15 protein-coding genes are annotated in these 21037 nt (G+C 52.0%); 11 read left to right on the forward strand and 4 right to left on the reverse strand.

Annotated features, from left to right (window positions below):
* Positions 1-61 precede the first annotated feature (61 nt).
* Positions 62-478 (reverse strand): DUF3010 family protein, encoded by a 417-nt coding sequence (locus tag B152_RS0116110; RefSeq protein ID WP_020593464.1) that lies wholly within the window; start codon positions 476-478, stop codon positions 62-64.
* A 151-nt stretch (positions 479-629) separates the two neighbouring features.
* On the opposite strand from B152_RS0116110, the gene B152_RS26235 reads away from it, so the two are divergent.
* Together B152_RS26235 and B152_RS0116125 are read left to right on the forward strand one after the other, a co-directional pair.
* On the forward strand, positions 630-1379 hold the full coding sequence (locus B152_RS26235; RefSeq protein WP_020593466.1) for a hypothetical protein: 750 nt from the start codon (positions 630-632) through the stop codon (positions 1377-1379).
* A gap of 200 nt (positions 1380-1579) precedes the next feature.
* A complete protein-coding gene (locus tag B152_RS0116125) occupies positions 1580-2677 on the forward strand; it encodes a vWA domain-containing protein (protein WP_020593467.1) in 1098 nt (365 codons plus the stop codon).
* 105 nt (positions 2678-2782) lie between these two features.
* Here the strand turns inward: B152_RS0116125 and B152_RS0116130 are convergent, their stop codons facing one another.
* Positions 2783-4879 (reverse strand): YgiQ family radical SAM protein, encoded by a 2097-nt coding sequence (locus B152_RS0116130; RefSeq protein ID WP_020593468.1) that lies wholly within the window; start codon positions 4877-4879, stop codon positions 2783-2785.
* 619 nt (positions 4880-5498) lie between these two features.
* Between B152_RS0116130 and B152_RS0116135 the strand changes: the two genes are divergently transcribed.
* The 6 genes from B152_RS0116135 to ilvA all read left to right on the forward strand — a co-directional run bounded on the left by B152_RS0116135 (position 5499) and on the right by ilvA (position 12920).
* Positions 5499-6503: a BMP family protein gene (locus tag B152_RS0116135; protein ID WP_020593469.1), complete on the forward strand. Its 1005-nt coding sequence runs from the start codon at positions 5499-5501 to the stop codon at positions 6501-6503.
* A gap of 118 nt (positions 6504-6621) precedes the next feature.
* On the forward strand, positions 6622-8223 hold the full coding sequence (locus tag B152_RS0116140; RefSeq protein ID WP_020593470.1) for an ABC transporter ATP-binding protein: 1602 nt from the start codon (positions 6622-6624) through the stop codon (positions 8221-8223).
* Positions 8213-9262: an ABC transporter permease gene (locus B152_RS0116145; RefSeq protein ID WP_020593471.1), complete on the forward strand. Its 1050-nt coding sequence runs from the start codon at positions 8213-8215 to the stop codon at positions 9260-9262. Before B152_RS0116140 ends, B152_RS0116145 begins: the two co-directional genes overlap by 11 nt.
* A gap of 4 nt (positions 9263-9266) precedes the next feature.
* Complete coding sequence (locus B152_RS0116150; RefSeq protein WP_020593472.1) at positions 9267-10214, forward strand: ABC transporter permease; 948 nt, start codon at positions 9267-9269, stop codon at positions 10212-10214.
* 44 nt (positions 10215-10258) lie between these two features.
* Positions 10259-11542 (forward strand): amidohydrolase family protein, encoded by a 1284-nt coding sequence (locus tag B152_RS0116155; protein ID WP_020593473.1) that lies wholly within the window; start codon positions 10259-10261, stop codon positions 11540-11542.
* A 121-nt stretch (positions 11543-11663) separates the two neighbouring features.
* A complete protein-coding gene (gene ilvA / locus B152_RS0116160) occupies positions 11664-12920 on the forward strand; it encodes a threonine ammonia-lyase IlvA (RefSeq protein ID WP_020593474.1) in 1257 nt (418 codons plus the stop codon).
* A 296-nt stretch (positions 12921-13216) separates the two neighbouring features.
* On the opposite strand, the gene B152_RS26135 is transcribed toward ilvA, so the two are convergent.
* Both B152_RS26135 and B152_RS0116175 read right to left on the reverse strand, forming a co-directional pair.
* Complete coding sequence (locus B152_RS26135) at positions 13217-13381, reverse strand: hypothetical protein (RefSeq protein ID WP_020593476.1); 165 nt, start codon at positions 13379-13381, stop codon at positions 13217-13219.
* A gap of 107 nt (positions 13382-13488) precedes the next feature.
* Positions 13489-14418 (reverse strand): glutaminase, encoded by a 930-nt coding sequence (locus B152_RS0116175; protein WP_020593477.1) that lies wholly within the window; start codon positions 14416-14418, stop codon positions 13489-13491.
* Between the two features lie 335 nt (positions 14419-14753).
* Here B152_RS0116175 and B152_RS0116180 point away from each other — a divergent pair, with 335 nt between their 5' ends.
* The 3 genes from B152_RS0116180 (at position 14754) to B152_RS0116190 (ending at position 19117) form a co-directional block, all read left to right on the forward strand.
* Complete coding sequence (locus tag B152_RS0116180) at positions 14754-16262, forward strand: malonate--CoA ligase (protein WP_020593478.1); 1509 nt, start codon at positions 14754-14756, stop codon at positions 16260-16262.
* A 112-nt stretch (positions 16263-16374) separates the two neighbouring features.
* Positions 16375-17049, forward strand: coding sequence for a GntR family transcriptional regulator (locus B152_RS0116185; RefSeq protein WP_020593479.1), 675 nt, complete (start codon positions 16375-16377; stop codon positions 17047-17049).
* Positions 17050-17284: 235 nt separating this feature from the next.
* Positions 17285-19117: an autotransporter assembly complex protein TamA gene (locus B152_RS0116190; protein WP_020593480.1), complete on the forward strand. Its 1833-nt coding sequence runs from the start codon at positions 17285-17287 to the stop codon at positions 19115-19117.
* Positions 19118-21037: the final 1920 nt, after the last annotated feature.

A 21037-nucleotide genomic window follows, 5' to 3' on the forward strand; every position in this document is an offset into this window, starting at 1 on the left:
AAGATCAGAAAAGAAAACGCCAGAGTCTGACATTTCGAAAAGCATCAGGCGACGGGAGAACTCAAATTTTTGTCAATCCCCAAACCCCGGCTAGAAAAGCAGTCTGCTGATATTTGAGAAGTGCTGTTGGAAAGCTGATATCCCGTTTCTTTTCCAGTGTTGCCAGAGCCTGCGGCGAAACCAGGACAACCTCGACACCGGAGATGATCTGGATAAGCGCTTCCATCTTGAAGGTATCCGGCCCCCCGGCAAACTTTCCCTTTTTTGCCCGTTTCTTGATCAGGATTTTTTCAACCCCGTTACACACGAAAAAATCTTCTGCTGCTTTCCTGAAAAGACACACCTCAGCGGCGCAATCACTCTCCCCCAGGGCAATTTTCCGGATCTTAGGATCAACATAGTCAAAATGATCCGCCTCCCCCTGCAGCAACACCAAAATTGCTTCATTCCCCTTCAGCTCAACACCGCAAACTTTCATGTGCCCCCCCCAATCAAAAAAGTTTCTGACTCATTTTTGGAATTGTTTTGAACCCTATCCGCTCTCTTTCCGACAGACCAGATAAAAGGAGGCGAAGCAGCAAGCATCCATTGCCTCCCTCCAGTTTAACCAAATAGAGGAGATTGGGATCATGACAAATTTTAACTCACACAGACTTCTTGCTGGGCTGGGTACCAGTCTGATCACGGCAGGCCTTATAACCCTTACTTCAGGATCAGCCATGGCTGAGTGCGTCCCACTTGGGAATGGCCAGACATACTGTGGACGTTTCCCCCCACCACAAGCCAAGCTCCAAGTCAAAACAACAACTCAGGTCCAGAACCGAATACAGCCTGTTGAAAACCTGAAACAAACAGCGCCAACAAGGACAACACCAACAAGGATACTTCGCCCTCAGGCACAATCCTTGTCCAACCGCAGTAGCAGGCCTACGGCCCCCGGTCCTGTAATTTTTGGCGCCCCTGGTGGCACCGGAACTCCTGACCTTGTTGTTCTCCCTGCATACGGCGGATCAAGCGGCATGCCGAATACAGGCTATTGCGGCAGCTGGAATGGTGGCAACCAGAGCGTACGCTGGATTGTCAGAAATACTGGAACCGCCCAGGCAGCTTCCAGCGTCGTTAGTCTTGGTTTTGCGGTTCCGCTTGGCCAACCCTGGAGCGATAAATACCCAACAAATCAGGTCATCAACGTGCCAGCACTGGCACCGGGACAGCAAATCCAGATGGCCTATGCAATTCCGGCGATTTCCTGGACACCAACAGCCCACCCCAGCGTCACTTTCGGATTTGCCGCTGATTACCATCAGGACAACCTGGAACAGGGTGGCGAAGGTAACAATTTGGTATCGAATGCTTTTTGCCTCGGCCCAGCCAGTTAAGACAGGTATCATTAACGAACCAGAGGCCACTGTTACCCACGGGGAATTCCCGCCGGGTTCAGTGGCCTTTTTCCTGACATAAAACTTTCCCTTTAAAACCACAATAACACGGCAACCTTGGGTCCGATTTTAATTCAGATCTTCAACAGAGACAGGCTCAACCGATGCTCAAATCACCTCGCCTCCTCCTCACAGGATTAATGACTTCTGCAGCAATCCTGTGCAGTACAACCGCCATGGCTGCCCCTCAGCAGAACTCTTCCGGAAAGAACCGTGTCGAGGTCGCCTTTGTGCTCGACACCACAGGTTCGATGGCTGACCTGATTGATGGTGCGAAACGAAAGATCTGGTCAATTGCCAATACAATCGTCGACATTCACCCGGATGCGGATATCCGCATGGCCCTTATCGGCTATCGCGATATCGGCGATGACTATGTGGTTAAACCATTTGAAATGAACAAGGATATCCAGGGTCTCTATGGCAACCTGGTCCGCTTTGAAGCAGACGGGGGTGGAGATACGCCAGAGGCCGTAAACGAGGCTCTCAATACTGCCGTACGCAAACTTGACTGGAGCGATGACAATACGACCCGGAGGATTATTTTTCTGGTCGGCGACGCCCCGCCACATATGAATTACGCCAACGCGCCACAATACCCGGAAATCATCGAGCTTGCGAACAAGAAAGATATCATTATCAATGCTGTACAGGCCGGAGAAGACCGTGAAACACGAGACATCTGGAAAGAAATAGCCCAGCGCGGCCACGGCAGGTACATTCCAATCCCCCAGGATGGTGGACAGATCACCATTATCGAGACGCCTTTTGACAATGACATCATCATCCTGCAACGACGTATTGACGCAACAGTCATCCCCTATGGCTCCGACAGGGAGCAGTCCGAAGTCCGCAACAAGATGTCCCTCAAGTCATCCGCTCCAGAAGCCGTTCAGGTCGAAAACTCAAAATTCTATGCCAAGCGCGCCACGGAAAAAGAAGTGATCACGGGCGGGGGTGATCTGGTTGCTGATGTCGGCAACAAAGCTGTTTCACTCGACAAGATTGAAGACAAAGAGTTGCCTGAACCGCTGCAGGGCCTGTCACCAGAGAAAAAACAGGCCTACATAGAAGAAAAGCTTGCTGCCAGAGCAGAGCTGGAACAGGAAATGGCCAGCCTGATTAAAAAGCATGACGACTATGTCGCCGAGCAACTCAAAACCCGGGAAGATGCCCCGGCCAAAGCAGACAGTTTTGATCAGGTTGTTGCCGAAACACTCAAGGAACAACTCAGATAACAGCCACGAATTTTTATCAATCTCAATAACATGGCGGCAAGATCAAAATATCTCGCCGCCATGTTCATTTAATCTCCCGGACTTCACCTGAACAGCTTGACCGGTTCAGGTTTTAGCCCGGGAACTGGTCAAANGTCGACGACGCCCCTTACCCGCATGCGTGGTAAAGAAAGTCTGCTCACCTTTCTTCTTGCCCATGCGGCGTCCCTCGCCAATTTTATTGTCACCCGTCCCCAGCGGCTGATGTGCCGGTACCAGATGTTTTTTCCCTGGCCCGATCAGATCGGCACGCCCCAGATTACGCAGGGCTTCACGCAGCATCGGCCAGTTTTCCGGGTCGTGATAGCGCAGGAAAGCCTTGTGCAGACGACGCTGTTTCAGTCCCTTGGCAGTTTTGACCACCTCACCACTGTGGCGACGGATCGGTCGCAAGGGATTGCGCTCGCTGTGATACATCGCGGTTGAAAGCGCCATCGGTGAAGGAATGAAATTCTGCACCTGATCCGCACGGAAACCGTTCTGCTTCAACCAGACCGCCAGGTTCATCATATCCTCGTCTTCACAGCCGGGATGCGCCGCGATGAAGTAAGGGATCAGATAAAGTTCCTTGCCCGCTTTTTTCGCCGCGGCATCAAACATCGACTTGAAACGTTCATAGGTTCCAATGCCCGGTTTCATCATCTTGGAAAGCGCGCGCTCTTCCGTATGTTCCGGGGCAATCTTCAGGTAACCGCCGACATGGTGGGTCACCAGTTCCTTGATATAGGTCGGGCTCTTGACCGCGATGTCATAGCGCAGTCCTGACTGGATCGAGATTTTCTTGACGCCCTTGAGGTCCCGGCCTTTGCGATAGAGCTGGATCAGGCTTTCATGGCTTGTGTCCAGGTTCTTGCAGACTTCTGGATAGACACAGGACAAACGGCGACAGACCTTCTGGATATTATCATCCTTGCAGGCCATGCGGTACATGTTGGCTGTCGGACCACCAAGATCGGTAATCTGCCCGGTAAAGCCATCCACCTTGTCCCGGATATCCTCGATTTCCTTGAGGATCGACTCTTCGGAACGGCTCTGGATCACCCGCCCTTCGTGCTCGGTGATCGAACAGAAAGAACAGCCACCAAAGCAGCCGCGCATGATATTGACCGAAAAGCGGATCATGTCCCAGGCCGCCAGCTTGGCATCGCCATAAACCGGGTGCGGTGCCCGGGCATAGGTCAGATCAAAAACCCCGTCCATTTCCGGTGTGGTCAGGGGAATAGGGGGCGGGTTGATCCAGATATCGCGATCGCCGTGCCCTTGAACCATGGCACGGGCATTGCCCGGATTACTCTCCAGGTGCACCACGCGCGATGCCTGGGCATAAAGCGCCTTGTCTGCGATCACTTCTTCATAGGATGGCAAGCGAACGGCTGTTTTATCCTTGTCAGCTTCGCGCAGTTTTTTACGGGCTTCTGCGCGATCAGGAATATGGTGCAGATCGTTCTCGTCATCAATCGAAGACATATCAGCGATGGTCCAGCCTTCCGGCATGTCCTTGCGCACAATAACGGTGCCCCGCACATCCATAATATCTTTTGGATGCTCACCGGCGGCGATCCTGTGTGTTACTTCGACAATAGCGCGCTCGGCGTTGCCGTAAAACAGCAGGTCTGCCTTGCTGTCAATCAGAACCGAGCGACGCACTTTGTCCGACCAATAATCGTAATGTGCTGTACGGCGCAGGGACGCCTCGATCCCCCCAACAATCAGCGGAACATCCTTGTAAGCTTCCCGGCAACGCTGGGAATAGACGATCACCGAGCGATCCGGGCGTTTTCCCCCTTCGTCATTGGGGGTATAGCTGTCGTTATGACGGATCCGGCGGTCAGCAGTATAACGGTTGACCATGGAATCCATATTGCCGCCCGTCACCCCGAAATAGAGGTTCGGCTTCCCCAGTGCCTTGAAAGGCTCCGCAGTATCCCACTCAGGCTGCGCAATAATGCCAACCCGGAACCCCTGGGCTTCGAGCAGGCGACCGATAATGGCCATGCCAAAACTCGGGTGATCCACATAGGCATCCCCAGTCACCAGAATAACATCACAGCTGTCCCATCCCAGCTCGTCCATTTCGGCGCGGGACATGGGCAGAAACGGGGCAATGCCAAAGCGTTGCGCCCAGTATTTGCGATAGGAAAAAAGGTTCTTGGCTTCGAGCATAACTCACGCCTTATGTAATTTCTCGCTGACGATCATCCGGTTTCGCGCCTCATTCAGGGCAGCGTTCGGCATTTCACTGCCTGTTTTAACTACTTGAGCGCCAAGGTCAAGTATTCCCTTGGGCCGAAGACGCAGAGCAACCATGCATAATCAGCGTCACTAATGGTATAAGGAAGACCATTCAACAGATAACAAGTTTACCAGAACAGATATCAATTCTGAAGTTTCGGAGAAGATTCATCGACTTTTACCGGGGAAACCTTCCGTCGGCAGGAAAGGAAGAATATCAGATACCCCGAGCAAGATCCTTGCTTTAGCACTCCCTCCTGAAGATCATATAAAGAATTATTTTGAATTTTTTGCGTTTTATTTGACCATTTGATCAAATAAATCTAGCATTGCTCTTGCGGTTAAATAAAAACGCGCCCGGATCAACCAGGGGCGTACGAATACTCTATTCTTCATCTATCCGTATACGGAATTTTCCCTTCGCAGCGAATGTTCCGGTCGAACAAATAAGAATGAAATTATTGGAAAACAGCTGGATTGCCCCTGCTTATGGAAGCTTTCTGCCCTGTGTTTCTGATTAAATCGCACAATGAATCCAGGGAGGGATCTCATGACTACTTTATCAAGACGGACACTGCTTGCGCTTGCCGGGGCAGGTTTAACAACGTTGGCTCTTGGCGCAACACCCGGGTTTGCCAAGACCCTGAAAGTCGCAGGTATCTATACCCAGCCCATTCAGCAAAAATGGGATGCTCGTCTGCATCAGGCGCTGGTCGCAGCTCAGGAAGCAGGTGAAATCGAGTATGTCTTCTCCGAAAAGGTCTCCAATACCGATTACATCCGTGTTCTGAGGGAATATGCAGAAGGCAAAGCTGACCTGATCGTCGGAGAGGCTTTTGGCATCAGCAAGGAAGCGCGCAAGGTTGCAGATGACTACCCGGAAGTTGCCTTTCTCATGGGCGACCCCTTCAAAGCCCATGGCAGCAACTTTTCCGTCTTTGATAACTACATCCATGAACCCTGCTACCTCATGGGCATTATTGCAGGCAGCATGAGCAAAGCTGGCAAAATCGGCATGGTCGGCGGTTACCCCATCGGCGAGGTCAACCGCCTGTTCAACGCCTTTATGGCCGGAGCCCGCTCGGTTAATCCCGAGGTTCAGTTCAAGGTCACTTTCATCGGTTCCTGGTATGACCCTCCCAAAGCCAAGGAAGCGGCCTTTGCCCAGATCGAAGCCGGTGTTGATGTGCTCTATGCCGAACGCGCCGGAGTAGTTGATGCGGCCAGAGACAAAGGCATTCTCGCCTTTGGTAATGTCAATGACATGAACAAGGAAGAAAACGGCACAGGTGTCGTTGTCACCTCTGCCCTGTGGCATATGGAAAATGCCATCGGACACGCCATTGAACAGGTCAAGGCAGGGACTTTCGAAGCCGCGGATTACAAAGAATGGACCATGATGCAAAAGGGTGGCGCGTCGCTTGCCCCCTATCATGAGTTCGAAGATAAAATCCCGGCAGATGTTAAAGCCAAGGTTCAACAGGTCAAGTCAGACATCCTCTCCGGCAGTTTTGTCGTCGAGATCAATGACAACGAACCCAAATCGACTTACTGACAGCACTTGTATTCCCGGAGCTGAAACGCTTCCCGGCTCCGGGGAAGCTGCTTTCCGATGCGAACGGGTTCTTTCTGCACCATCTCTGCAGGGAACCCGTAAATAACCGGGGATACAAATGGCGCTTCTGGCTTTTCATCATATCACCAAGAGATTTGGTTCTCTGATTGCCAACAATGACATCACCCTGTCGCTTGAAAGTGGCGAGGTCCTCGCCCTGCTCGGGGAAAACGGTGCGGGCAAAACCACCCTGATGAATATTCTCTACGGCCACTATACCGCCGACGAAGGACATATCGAGGTTGATGGCACCACCCTGCCCCCCGGGTCGACGGATGCGGCGATCAAAGCTGGTATTGGTATGGTCCACCAGCATTTCACGCTGGCAGAAAACCTCACCGTCCTTGAAAACATCATGCTGGGAACCGAAAGTCTCTGGTCTTTCTCGCAAAAACAGTCACCGGCCCGAAAAAAACTGGCACAGATGTCAAAGGACTATGGTCTCGCGGTAGCTCCCGATACCCCGGTCTCAAGACTTTCCGTCGGCGAACGCCAGCGGGTTGAGATCCTCAAGGCGCTTTACCGCGATGCGCGGGTCCTGATCCTTGATGAACCCACAGCCGTTCTGACTCCGCAGGAAGCAGAAAGCTTGTTCACTACACTGGAAAGCCTGACAAAACAGGGCTTTGCCATTATATTCATCTCGCACAAGCTGCACGAAATCCTGCGCATCAGTGACCGGGTTGCAGTTCTCCGTCGTGGACAGATTGTCGGCTCCGTGGCAACAGTTGATGCTGATCGCTCAAGCCTGGCTGAAATGATGGTTGGCCGAAAAGTTGAGCGCCCCAGACTTGCCCCCATGCCAATAGGCAAAGCTGTCGTCAGGCTGGAGGGCGTAACCCTCCAGAACAGAAACGAAGTCCCCAGGCTGGACCAGATCAGCCTTAGCGTTCATCAACATCAGATCATCGGTATCGCGGGTGTTGCCGGGAACGGGCAATCAGCTCTGGCTGATCTCCTCAGCGGCCTATCCAGCCCGACCAGCGGCACATTTGAACTGCTTGACCAGGCTGTCACCAGAGCTTCGCCCGCAAATATTGTTCACAGGGGTGTTGGACGCATCCCCGAAGACCGTCATCACAGCGGTGTGGTCGGCGACATGACCCTCTGGGAAAATCTGATCAGCGAAGACCTGCGTGTTCCGCCTGTCTCTCGCGGAGGTTTTCTCATCGACCAGAAAGCCTGCATGAAACGCGCTGAAAAGCTGATCGAGCAGTTTGATATCCGTTGTGAAGGACCTGAAGCAGAAACCAAACTGCTTTCTGGTGGTAACATGCAAAAACTTATTCTGGCACGTGCCCTCTCCCCGAACCCGGGTTTTATCCTCGCCAATCAACCTGTGCGCGGCCTCGATGAAGGGGCGATTGCCTATGTTCACGGGCAGTTGCTGGCCGCCCGCCAACGCGGCGCAGGTATTCTGCTGATTTCCGAAGATCTTGATGAGCTCTTTTCACTTTGTGATCGCATCGCGGTGATTTACCACGGCAAACTGACCCGCAGTTTTGATGCGAAATCCGTCACAGCAGGACAGCTTGGCCTGATGATGGCCGGGCAAGACCCCGGGGATATAGAGCTTCCCTCAGGACAGACATTAGAACAGGCAAAAGCATCCATCACAGATGCCCTTCAGAACCAGGGGACACAGACCCATGCAGATTGAATTACGGGAACAGATTGCTCCCTGGCGCATCGCTTTAGCCCCTGTTGCAGCTGTCGCTGCCTCTCTCTTACTCGGGTCGATCCTGATCCTCTGGGTTGGTGCTCCGGTCGGCGAGGCCTATCTGCTTTTGGTCAAGGGAGCACTGGGTTCCAGCTTTGCTCTGACAGAAACTTTTACCCGCTCTATCCCGCTGATTTTCACCGGGCTGGCCGCCGCCATCGCCTTTCGGGCGCGTTTCTACAATATCGGCGCTGAAGGCCAGCTTTATTGCGGCGCTCTTGCCGCAACTTTTTTTGGCACAGGGCTGATTACTTTACCGCCTCTGTTGATGATCCCCTTTCTCATGCTGGTCGGGGCCTTGGCCGGGGGGGCCGCACTGGCAGTGCCGGTTCTGCTGAAAACCCATCTGAAAGTTGATGAGGTTGTCACCACTCTGCTGCTGAATTTTGTTATTCTTCTCTTCGTTGGATACCTGCTTGAGGGACCATGGAAAGACCCCATGTCCATGGGCTGGCCCCAGAGCGAGTCCATCATAGACGAAGGCGTTTTTCCGAAACTGGTTGATAAAAGCCGTCTTCATTTTGGCCTGCTCTTCGCTGTAATCGGATCGGTTCTTTGCTGGACCATGATGCGTTTTACCGTCTGGGGATACGAAATACGGGCAGTCGGACACAATCCTTCTGCCGCCCGTTTTGCCGGGATTAACGTCAATACCACCGTCATCCGCACAGCCCTGATCAGTGGCGGTTTTGCCGGTCTTGCCGGGGTCAGTGAAGTTGCCGGACTGAAAGGTTACCTCACCCTCGATATTTCCCCCGGCTTTGGCTATACTGGCATCGCTGTCGCCATGCTGGCCCAGCTCCACCCCATGGCTGTGATTCTTTCTGCCCTCTTTATCTCCATGATCTATGTCGGCGCAGATTCCATGAGCCGGGCAGTCAATATCCCGACCTATATCGCCGATGTTCTGGTTGGCTTGTCCGTCCTTTCCATTTTGGTCAGCGTCATGCTGACCCGCTACCGCCTGCGCTGGAGATAGGATCATGCTGGATATTATCGACATTCTGGTCTCTGCCGGTTTCTGGGCCGCTACTCTGCGCATTGTCAGCCCCCTGATCCTCGGAACACTGGGCGAGCTGATCTGCGAGCGAGCCGGTGTGCTCAACCTCGGGATCGAAGGCATCATGACCATGGGCGCCATGTGTGGCTGGATGTGGGTCTACATGGGGGGTGACCTCTGGAGCGGTGTCCTGTTCGCAGCCTTCGTTGGCGCTCTCTTCGGTTTGCTCCACAGCGGCTTTACGGTCTATCTTGGTCTGTCGCAGCACGTCACCGGGATCGGCATTACCCTTTTTGCCTCCTCCTTAAGCTATTACGTCTTTCGTATGCTTCTGCCTGATGCAACAACACCACCAAAAATCATACCCTTTCAGCCCTACAAAATCCCCTTCCTGTCGGATATCCCGATCGTTGGAGAGGCCCTCTTCTCCCAGACACCACTGACCTATCTGGCTTTATCGCTGGTTCCTGCTGTCTGGTATGTACTCTACAAAACTCCGGTTGGACTTGCCGTGCGTATGGCAGGTGAAAATCCCATGGCGGTCGAGGCTCAAGGGATCAATGTCCTCTCCATCCGGACCGGAGCTGTCATGGTCGGCAGTGCCTTTATGGCAGTCGGCGGAGCCTTCATCACCATGTCAGCCTTTGATGCCTTCTATTTTGGTATGATCAATGGGCGTGGCTGGATCTGTGTTGCGCTGGTTATCTTTGCCTCCTGGCGACCGGGCAAGGCCTTGATTGGTGCCCTGCTTTTTGCCGGACTCGACGCCCTGCAGGTCCGGGCCCAGCAGATGGCCGGAGCGATTATTCCCTATCAGTTTTTCCTGATGCTGCCTTATATTCTCAGCATTGTTGCCATGGTGATCATGGCGCGCCGGGCCAGTTACCCCCAAGCCCTGCTCACGCCGTTCCGGCGTGGGGAGCGCACCTAATAAAGACGATAACCACGACAACTTTCTAACCAGCGGACTTTCCCATGCTTGATCTCCTCATCAAAAACGCCAGTCTACCCGATGGACGCAAGGATATGGATATTGCCATCTCCGCAGACCGCATCGTGGCTGTTGAACCGAACATCACCTCCGGAGTGGAAGTCGGTAAAACAAAGATTATTGATGCTGCAGGTCATCTGGTCAGCCCTCCCTTCATCGATCCACATTTTCACCTTGATTCAACCCTCAGCCTTGGCCTGCCACGCCTGAACGAAAGCGGCACCTTATTGGAAGGCATTCAGCTCTGGGGCGAACTGAAACCCGACCTGACAGCCGAAGCCATCAAACAACGCGCCCACGCCCTCGCCCGCTGGTCAATCGCCCGCGGCACTCTTGCCATCCGTAGCCATGTTGATACCAGCGACGATCGTCTGCTCGCGGTTGAGGCGTTGCTTGAAGTGCGCAAGGAGCTTGCCCCCTGGATTGATATCCAGCTGGTCGCCTTCCCCCAGGACGGCTATTTCCGTTATGGCAAGGCAGCTGATAATCTCAAACGAGCCCTCGATCTCGGCGTTGATGTTGTCGGTGGCATACCGCACTTCGAGCGTACCATGGAAGATGGTGCACGCTCAGTCACCGCGTTGTGTGAAATCGCCGCCAAACGTGGCCTCCTCGTTGATATGCACTGTGATGAAACCGACGATCCACTGTCACGCCACATTGAAACCCTGACCGCAGAAACCATACGTTTGGGCTTACAGGGCCGAGTGGCAGGATCGCACCTGACTTCCATGCATTCCATGGACAACTATTATGTCAGCAAGCTGCTGCCGCTGATGCGCGAAGCCGATATCACCGCCATCCCCAACCCCCTGATCAACATCACCCTTCAGGGACGGCACGACAGCTACCCAAAACGCCGGGGCATGACGCGGATCAAGGAGATGACCGCCATGGGCATCAATGTTGCCCTCGGCCATGATTGTGTGATGGACCCCTGGTACAGTTTTGGTAGTCACGACATGCTCGAAGTCGCCCACATGGCCACCCATGTCGGTCAGATGACGGGCGTCTCGGAAACCCGCGCCATGTTTGCGGCTGTCACAGAGAACTCTGCCCGGGTCATGCAGCTACCAGATTACGGTATCGAAAAGGGAAAGTACGCTGATCTGGTGATCCTTCAGGCCCGAGACCCGATCGAGGCCATCCGCCTGCGCCCGGCCCGCCTGTTTGTCCTGAGACGTGGCAAGGTCATCAGCACAACAGCTCCGGTAACGGCTGAACTGGACCTTGCCGGGCAGCAAGAGACCGTGGATTTCCTCAAGTAATGACCGCAAAACCAACAGAACAAAAAACCGTTAACTGGATAAGCGTCTATACTTTGCCCCTGCGAGCAGGTATAGCTCGAGAATAGCTCATTCTCCCCTTGCTGTTCCATAAGGCCGTTTTATGTCCGCGTTTCAAGAGTCCGTAAAAAAAGCCCGGTTGAAAATTGCCGCGATTTTCCCCGAAACACCGCTGCAACTAAACCGTTTTCTCTCGGACAAGTATGACTGTAACGTCTATCTCAAACGCGAGGATCTGACGCCGGTTCGCAGCTACAAAATCCGCGGGGCGTTCAATTTTTTCAGCAAGGCTTTGGAACACCCGGATGGCCATGCTGAAAAATTTGTCTGCGCGTCGGCCGGAAACCACGCACAGGGTTTTGCCTATGCCTGCAATCACTTCCAGAAGCAGGGCACGGTCTTTATGCCGACCACAACTCCCCAGCAGAAAATCGACAAGACCCGTGCTTTTGGGGGATCCTGGATCGAGGTCAAGCTGGTCGGAGATATCTTCGACGAAGCCTATGCCGCCGCCCATCGCTATGCCGAGAGTGAAAGCGCCCATATGGTCCCGCCTTTTGATCATCCCGATATCATCGAAGGACAGGCCACTGTCGGGCTGGAGATCCTGGAACAGCTTGAAGGGGAAGATCTCGATCTTTTGATCATGCCCATTGGTGGTGGCGGCCTTTCTGCAGGTGTGATGAAGGTACTCTTGCCGCTCTCTCCGCAAACCGATTTTCGTTTTGTCGAACCTGTTGGCGCACCAAGCCTGACGGAGAGTCTGAATAGCGGTCAGCGGATCAAACTGGCAAAGATCGATAACTTTGTTGATGGTGCAGCAGTCGCCCAAATCGGGGAACATAACTTTGACATCCTAAAATCTGTTCCGGTCGAGAAGGTCCTGCTCATTCCGGAAGGCAGACTTTGTGCCACCATGGTCAAGATGCTCAACATCGAAGGTGTCGTGCTTGAACCTGCCGGAGCTCTCTCAATCGATGCACTCGCTGATCTCGATCCCGATGCAATCAGAGACAAAAATATCGTCTGTGTCACTTCCGGTGGCAATTTTGATTTCGAACGCCTGCCCGAAGTCAAAGAGCGCGCCCTGAAATATGCCAGCCTGAAAAAGTACTTTGTTCTGCGCATGCCACAGCGCCCCGGCGCTCTGAAAGATTTTCTGTTTCTGCTTGGACAGGATGACGATATCACCCGCTTTGAATATCTGAAGAAATCTGCCCGGAACTTTGGTTCAATCCTCATCGGCATCGAGACCAAAGACCCGGAAAATTTCAAGATCCTGATGGAGAAATTCGAAAAATCCGGTATCCAGTACCAGGACATCACCAACAACGAGGTTCTCTCGAATTTTATCGTATAGGCAAATCAGAATGATATTGGTCTACAGGGGCTGTAGCTCATTCTGAGACCAGCTTTTCGCCTTATCTCTGGTCCTACGCTTGCTGTTCTGGTTCAGCCAGTTTGTTCTCGACCTCTTCTTCCGGGATAAAATACAAGCGCTGAAATCCCGTATGCCGGAAAAAATAATGGGTTGAGAAAAAACAGAACACAAAAAGCGCCGTCAACAGTTCGTCACACGAACTTGTCACCTCATGAATACACCAACATTTTCCGCACTATCTATTCTGCTGGAGTAGTCTTGTTACCCAGTGGAAATCAGTAAACCCCCAAGGCGAACAGCCCAACGATAATTCCCCAAAAACACATATTGACGAAGGAACGCAAGATACCGCCGTCCTCTTCCAGCGAAATATCCAGCTTTCTGATCACAAGATCTCCAGGCAAGAGGAAACCAGTGGCGAGCCAATGTAACAGGGACATGGATTAGTCTCCTTCATATAGATGCATTTTATATACATATTTAAAAGGTGAATGAAAGAAAAGTCAACGCCCATTATCGTCGGGATGACATAATACAAAGAACTAAGTCAGAAAATTGACAACCCGGTTTTGGTTGTAAAAAGCTCCAGTGCCTGGGCCCCGACCAGCGAATTACCATATCTGTCCAATTCTGGAGACCAGACCGCAACCGTCAGATGTTGCGGCAAAACAGCAACAATACCCCCGCCAACCCCGCTCTTGGCCGGAAGCCCGACCCGATAGGCGAAAGACCCCACTGCATCATAAAGTCCACAGGTCAGAAGAAGAGCATTGATGCGCTTGGCTTCACGGGCACTTAAGATTTGCTCCCCGGCGAAAGACGAATAGCCTGCACAAGCCAGTGGCAGCACGGCACGTGCGAGATCAACACAGGAGGTCGCAAGAGCGCACTGGCGAAAATAGACCTCCAGAACTTCTGCTATGGGGCTGTGAATATTACCAAAACTACACATCAAGTTGGCAAGGGCAGCATTACGATAACCATGGTTGCGTTCAGATGTTGCCACCACTTCGTCGACCCTGTTCTGCGGATTGCCGGAAAGAAGTCGGTAATAGTCATCAATACGCCTCGAAGCATCGGCACTGCGACTGGTGATGATATCGGTAATCACCAGTGCTCCGGCATTGATAAAGGGATTGCGAGGAATGCCTTTTTCATATTCCAGCTGAACCAGAGAATTAAACGCCGTCCCGGAAGGCTCGCGCCCAACCCGGCTCCAGATATCACAATCGCTGAATCCCAGGACCTGCATCAGCGTGAAAAGCTTAGAAATACTTTGAATCGAAAAATTTTCCTTTGCATCGCCGATCGAGAATTCCCGACCATCAATGGTCCGAACAGCCATGCCAAATTTATCTCCCGGCACCTCAGCAAGCACGGGAATATAATCGGCATTTTTGCCCTTGCCAAAGAAGGGTTGAACCTCTTCCAGGATCTCTTCGAGTATCCCCTGAAAGTCAATACTCTCGTTGCTCATAGGCCCCAGAATTCCTGATCATGAAGGAAACAGAATTATCTGTTATTCTGCCAGTTTATCCTACAGGTATGAAGTTGCAGCAATTATTATTTCTTTTCGTTTTATTGTATCCTGCATTTATTTCTACAAAACTCTGTAACTGCCCCTCCCCTGGCAACAGGATTTATAAGCTGAGTATATTTTGGGAAAAACCTACTCCGAGAGCGAGAAAATGTCGCGCCTGGAACATCGCGAATTTTAAAGCAAACTGTTGCACCAGCTTGGTTCAGGCCTGTAGTTTTATCAACTTCAAATGCGTTTACCTAACGCCCTTTCAGACAAGAAGCGCTTAACCTATGAACCGTAATCTCTATGCCTGTTTCAAATCCCGTTTTCCCGCTGATGAACACAAGCCCTTTATTCTGCTGGCCGACGGGAAAGTGCTCACCTACGCTGATCTCGAGCAGCAAACGGCAAAGATGGCAGGAACACTTGTTTCTCTGGGGATCTCGAAAGCTGACAGGGTCGCCGTTCAGGTCGAGAAAACTCCCGAAGCCGTCATATTTTATCTTGCCTGCTTACGGATCGGCGCAATCTATCTGCCCCTGAACACAGCCTACACACCGGATGAACTGAACTATTTTATTGGGGATGCCATGCCAGGACTTCTGGTATGCGATCCTGACAAAACCGAACAGCTGGCATCAATCGCCTCAGCTCATAATGTCGCACATCTGCTGACACTTGACGGAAATGGTACAGGTAGCCTGATAGACCATTTCCACATGGCCGAGGCCGAAACCAGACTTGCCGAGGTTTCAAAAGACGATATCGCGGCAATTCTCTACACCTCCGGAACGACAGGACGTTCCAAAGGAGCGATGCTGACTCATGAAAATCTGGCCAGTAATGCCACGGTTCTTCACAGTTACTGGGGATGGAATTCTCAGGATATCCTGCTCCATGCCCTGCCAATCTTTCATGTGCATGGTCTCTTTGTCGCGATCCACTGTGTGCTGATGAACGGGTCTGCCATGTGGTTTTGCCCCAAATTTGATGCCCGCGAAGTAATCGATCTTCTCCCCCGCAGCACTGTTCTGATGGGGGTCCCGACCTTTTACACCCGCTTGCTTGAACAGGATGATTTCACCAAGACATCTTGCCAAAACATGCGCCTTTTCATTTCCGGCTCTGCCCCTTTGCTTGAAGACACCTTTGTCCGTTTCGAACAACGGACAGGCATGACCATTCTTGAACGTTACGGCATGACAGAAGCTGGAATGATTACGTCCAATCCCCTGGAAGGAGAAAGAATTGCCGGGACAGTCGGCTTCCCCCTGCCGGGCGTTTCTGCCCGGCTGGCAAAAACCACAGCACCGGGAGAAACTGGCGTACTCGAAATCAGGGGTCCCAATGTTTTCAAGGGCTACTGGAATATGCCAGAGAAAACAGCCGAGGAATTCACAGATGATGGATACTTTATCACAGGTGATATCGCCAGCCTGGCAGATGACCAGCGCATCTCTATCGTTGGCCGGGCAAAAGATCTGATCATCACTGGCGGATACAATGTTTACCCCAAGGAAATAGAGCTGCTGATCGATGCCATCGAAGGCGTCAGGGAATCAGCCGTTATTGCAGCCCCCCACCCGGATCTTGGCGAGGCCGTCGTTGCCGTTGTTGTAACCCGGGAAGATCATTCCCTAACCGAAAAAACAGTCCTCCAAAGCCTGGAAGGCCAGCTTGCACGTTTCAAATGCCCAAAAAAGATTTTATTTTATAAAGACTTGCCCCGTAACACCATGGGAAAAGTACAAAAAGCATTACTGAGAAGTGAATGCTCACTGCTCTTCAGCAAATCATAACCAAAAACTTATTGTAAATATTGGTGATAACTACTGCTGATAATGAGGCTGTACTGCTGCCTCTAAAAGGTTTACTTTCCTTTTTCAAAATAATCTTGGCTTCAGGTGGCACGTGAATAATAAAGAAGTACAGTACAATCTTATCAAGCGCCGTATTCTCACACTTGAGCTCGAACCGGGATCAGATCTGGACGAAGCCACCATCTGCAAGGAATCTGGTCTGTCCCGGACACCTGTTCGGGAAATTTTGCAAAAACTTGCAGGTGAAGGCTATATCAGGCTTGTTGGGAACCGGGGGGCTTCTGTTGCCTCGATGAACCACAAGACCTTGCGGGATTTTTTCCGCACGGCCCCTATGATCTATTCCGTCATTGGTCGCCTCGCGGCACAAAACGCAACACCGGAACAGATTGTTGTCTTGAAAAAAATCCAGGGCTCTTTCAAGGAAGCCGTCAAGGCCGAAGATGCTGAAGCGATGGTGACCTATAACAATCAATTTCATGCGCAGATGGGGGAAATGGCCAATAACCAGTATCTTCTCCCCAGCCTGAACCGCTTGCTGATTGATCATGCCCGGATTGCCCAGACCTTTTACCGTCCAACGGATGCCCAGTCAGCACAGAACCTCAAAAGTTCCTGTGACCATCACGACCAGTTTATCGAAGCCATAGAACAACGCGATGAAGATCGTACAGTCAGCATTACCCAGGCACACTGGGATCTTTCACGAAGTCACATGGAACTCTATATCCATCCTGGTCCCCTTGAAGCCGACTGTGATATTTAGCCGTCCGGCTTCACTCACCGACTTCGCCTATTGTTTTTCCCGATACGGCTTTAAGGCAACAATCCAAAGTAAACAGGAGATTTAATAAGAGATTTTCTTCAGATTCTATCGAGGCCTCTCTGGACTTTTTCTTAGGAAAACACTAGGTTGAAGCTCGTGGTTCCCGCTGGAAGGAAACTTGTTTGGTCCCGCCAAGAACTTATCGACCCGACCTTTTCAGGATCAATAAAATCAGTTGAAATATCTCGCGACCAGTTTCTCCTCGCAGCTTATAGCCGGTGTGTTTCTGGCGAACCTCTCTGTTGGACTCTCCCATGCTCAGGCTATCCAGCTTCCAAGCCTGACTGAAACGCCTCCTTATGAATACAAAGTTTCCATCGACGGCATACCCGACGAAAAACTGACTGAACTGATCCAGCTGTCCTCCCGTCTTCAGCAACTACAGGACAAGCCCCCCTCTTCCCTTGCAGCCCTCAAACGTCGGGCCAGAGAAGACGAGGAAGGTTTCAACAAGGTTCTGCGTTCTGAAGGTTTCTACGACAATGCTGTCGCATTTAATCTCGACGAGACAAAAACACCGATAGATATTGCTTATAATATTGAACCCGGCCCCCAATTTCGTCTTTCAAGCTTTCAGGTTAAAACCACGCGGGGCCATGCCCTGCCACAAACGATCACGCTTGATACGCTGGGGATTAAAATCGGGATGAACGCCCGCTCCCAAGCCATCATTGATGCCCAGAACAAACTAATTGTACAACTGGCCAACACTGGTTTTCCCGAAGCCAAACTCTCGGATCAGGAAGCAATCGTCGATTTCGAACTTGAGAGCATGGAAGTCACCCTGACCATTGATGAAGGTCCCTATCTGATAATGGGAGACCTCGTCTTTGAGGGATTGACCGAAGTTGACCCTCAGCATCTCTATCGTTTGGCAGAATGGCAAAAGGGACAACAATACAACGCCGAAACCATCGACAAGCTGCGTCGCAAATTTTTGCGCACCGGCCTTTTTGAGGCTGTCCGGCTCAAGCCCCGGGCCAATCCAGACAACATGGGATCTGCAGACGGTACTGTCCCTATTACACTTGTATTTATCGAACGGGACCACCGCTCCATTGGTTTTGGTGCCAGCTTCTCGACCAGTGAAGGCGCGGGTACAGAGTTTTTCTGGGAAAACCGCAACCTCTTTGACAACGGTGAAAAACTGAGAGCAGATCTGACTGTCGCTGAAATCCGCCGCCAGCTCAACGTCACCTTTGTCAAACCTCATTATGGTCGACTTGAACAAAACCTCACGGCAGATCTGAACATCAAGCAGGAACAAACCGATGCGTTTGACGAAAATTCTGTTGCTGCTTTTGTCGGCCTTGATCGGCCATGGCAGGAGAACTGGACGGTTGGTGCCGGACTTTCCTTTGAATTTGCGCAGATTGAAGATACAGAAAGTGAAGAAAGCTATGCACTGGCTGGCCTGCCCCTGACCGCTAGATACGATTCAACCGACGATCTGCTTGATCCTTCACAAGGTTTTCGGGTCAGCACAAAAGTGGTTCCCTATCTTGGCCTGAACGAAGTTACACCTAACTTCCTGCGCAACGAGATTGACGGATCAACCTACTATTCTGTACTCGATGATAACCGTCTGGTTCTCGCCGCCCGGGGAAAACTTGGCCTGATGGCCGGGGATACTGCCAGTGATATCCCTGCATCCAAGCGGTTTTATTCCGGCGGCGGTGGGTCTATCCGGGGCTACAAGCACCAGACAGTTGGGCCACTGAACGACAGTGACGACCCGGTTGGTGGGCGTTCTCTTATAGAAGTCGGCCTTGAAGCACGAACCAAAATTACAGAAGACATCGGTCTGGTCCCCTTTATTGAAGGCGGAAATGTCTACGACAGCATGGTTCCAGATTTCTCGGAAAATTTCCAGTGGGGTGCCGGTCTTGGCCTGCGCTACTACACGGCCATTGGCCCAATCCGTTTTGATGTCGCCGTGCCGCTGAACCACCGCAAGGATATTGACGACGCTGTCCAGTTTTATGTCAGCATCGGACAGGCGTTTTAGAAATGAGGCTGTCCAGAGGCCGACGGGCTGCCGCCGTAATTGTTACCCCTTTCCTGCTTGTTCTGATCATTTGCGCAGGGCTCTATTTCTACCTGCAAACTGATCATGGCCNGACAACGCTGACTTCCCAACTTGAAAACAGCGTTACAGATCCTGAAGGTCTAGGATTGGAGATCGGCCAGCTCGAAGGAAACCTCTTCTCCGATTTCACCCTGACCTCACTCACCCTGTATGACAAAGCTGGCCCCTGGTTGGAGCTGCAGAACCTCAAGGTCAGCTGGTCTTTCTGGGAACTGATACGAGGCAGATTACAACTCGACAGCTTGACCTTAAGCTCACTCGATTTTACCCGCGCTCCAGACCTCCCTGGCTCTCCGGCAGAAACCGATAGCGGGAGCCTCTTCCCTCTCCCGCTTGAAATCAGCCTTGGTAAAGTAGAGCTGGCAAGCCTGCGCCTTGCCGAACCCCTTCTCGGACAGGAAGCCCTCCTGTCCCTGTCGATGAACCTGCGCAGCCAGCTTGAGGATGTCATTCACAGCGAGTTACGCATTGTCCAGCTGGACAGCGGCAGCGCAAGCGTCAATGCAACAATTGATTTTGTCCCGACGACACAAAATCTGACCGTTGATATCCAGCTGGCAGAACCACAGGGTGGACTGATTGCCCGGAGCCTTGACCTTCCGGGCTACCCGGAAATTTCGCTCACTCTCAAGGGCGCAGGTCCTCTGGACAACTGGCGGGGAGAATTTCTCGCTTCGGCAGATAATCTCCTTCAGGCCGATGTCCAGCTCGAGAGCAGTGGAAAAGATATCATAACTCTTCAGCTTGATGGTGGGTTCACCCCTTCAGAAAGCTTTGTCGCCCCCTTTCCCCTTCTCAAAAACGAGCGGACAGATCTTGAAATCCAGCTCGACTTGAATCAAGATAACAATCTGATTTCTTTTAAAAAAATACAGCTTGTCAATTCGCTCCTGAAAACCTCTGGCGAAGGAACCGTCGGCCTAGAAGAAGAGGCACTGGATCTCGCCCTGTCGCTGGAACTGCTCGACACCGGGGCCCTCACGCCGCTGCTCTCTCCTGTCTCTTTTGATCGAGCAACTGTCGATCTCTCTGCAGACGGCAGCTTCTCCACTCTTTCTTTAACCGCAGCTTTGCAGCTCGGTGGGGTCAAACTGTCGGATGCCGCAACAATAGAAGAAGTTTTCGGCACTTTCAGTTCCCGGCTTTCTTTCGAAAAGCTTGAGAACCTTCCCTTGAACGGAACAGTCGCCCTCAGCGAGATTTCCGGATTACCAGAAGCAGCACTCACCCTACTTGGTTCTGAACTGCTGCTTGATCTAAACCTCGATTATGCTTTGACCACCGGAGTGATAAGGCTTGAGGGGCTCAACGCCGCCGGGAAACACCTGACACTTCAGGCATCAGGAGAGGTTGACACCCTTAATCAAAGTGCCAAAGCGGCACTCTCGAGCCAACTGGACAGCCTTGAAGTCATCTCGAACTTTGGTGGGCAGCTGCAGACAGATCTGAGACTGCAAAGCAGTAATCTTGCAAAAGACCTGACCGGACAGCTGGCTTTTGGCCTAAAACAGTTCGACCTCAAAATGCCAGACCTGCAGTATCTGGTCGGTGAAAATCCCACCCTCACAAGCACGTTTTCTCTGGTCCAAGACACGCTTGAAATCAAAGATATCTTGCTGCCCCTGCCTGTTGCCTCTCTCGAAGGCGCTCTTGTTCTGCCGATGGACTTTCAGACAGTCACGGGTGATTTCAAAACAGTCATCGACGATCTGGCAAAGCTGAACAAGGTAGCAGGCACCGAGCTGGCTGGAAAAGCCACGCTGACAACGCATCTGGCTGGAGAACTCGCCAACCCCTCGACAGAAGGGCGCTTTATAATCGAACAGCTGGGACTGGGGG

The sequence above is a fragment of the Kiloniella laminariae DSM 19542 genome (genome assembly GCF_000374005.1).
Taxonomy (GTDB): Bacteria; Pseudomonadota; Alphaproteobacteria; order Kiloniellales; family Kiloniellaceae; genus Kiloniella; species Kiloniella laminariae.

Coding starts and splice junctions, on each gene's coding strand:
- B152_RS0116110 (WP_020593464.1), bottom strand. CDS start 478: ATGAAAGTTTGCGGTGTTGAGCTGAAGGGGAATGAAGCAATTTTGGTG.
- B152_RS26235 (WP_020593466.1), top strand. CDS start 630: ATGACAAATTTTAACTCACACAGACTTCTTGCTGGGCTGGGTACCAGT.
- B152_RS0116125 (WP_020593467.1), top strand. CDS start 1,580: ATGACTTCTGCAGCAATCCTGTGCAGTACAACCGCCATGGCTGCCCCT.
- B152_RS0116135 (WP_020593469.1), top strand. CDS start 5,499: ATGACTACTTTATCAAGACGGACACTGCTTGCGCTTGCCGGGGCAGGT.
- B152_RS0116140 (WP_020593470.1), top strand. CDS start 6,622: ATGGCGCTTCTGGCTTTTCATCATATCACCAAGAGATTTGGTTCTCTG.
- B152_RS0116145 (WP_020593471.1), top strand. CDS start 8,213: ATGCAGATTGAATTACGGGAACAGATTGCTCCCTGGCGCATCGCTTTA.
- B152_RS0116150 (WP_020593472.1), top strand. CDS start 9,267: ATGCTGGATATTATCGACATTCTGGTCTCTGCCGGTTTCTGGGCCGCT.
- B152_RS0116155 (WP_020593473.1), top strand. CDS start 10,259: ATGCTTGATCTCCTCATCAAAAACGCCAGTCTACCCGATGGACGCAAG.
- ilvA (WP_020593474.1), top strand. CDS start 11,664: ATGTCCGCGTTTCAAGAGTCCGTAAAAAAAGCCCGGTTGAAAATTGCC.
- B152_RS26135 (WP_020593476.1), bottom strand. CDS start 13,381: ATGTCCCTGTTACATTGGCTCGCCACTGGTTTCCTCTTGCCTGGAGAT.
- B152_RS0116175 (WP_020593477.1), bottom strand. CDS start 14,418: ATGAGCAACGAGAGTATTGACTTTCAGGGGATACTCGAAGAGATCCTG.
- B152_RS0116180 (WP_020593478.1), top strand. CDS start 14,754: ATGAACCGTAATCTCTATGCCTGTTTCAAATCCCGTTTTCCCGCTGAT.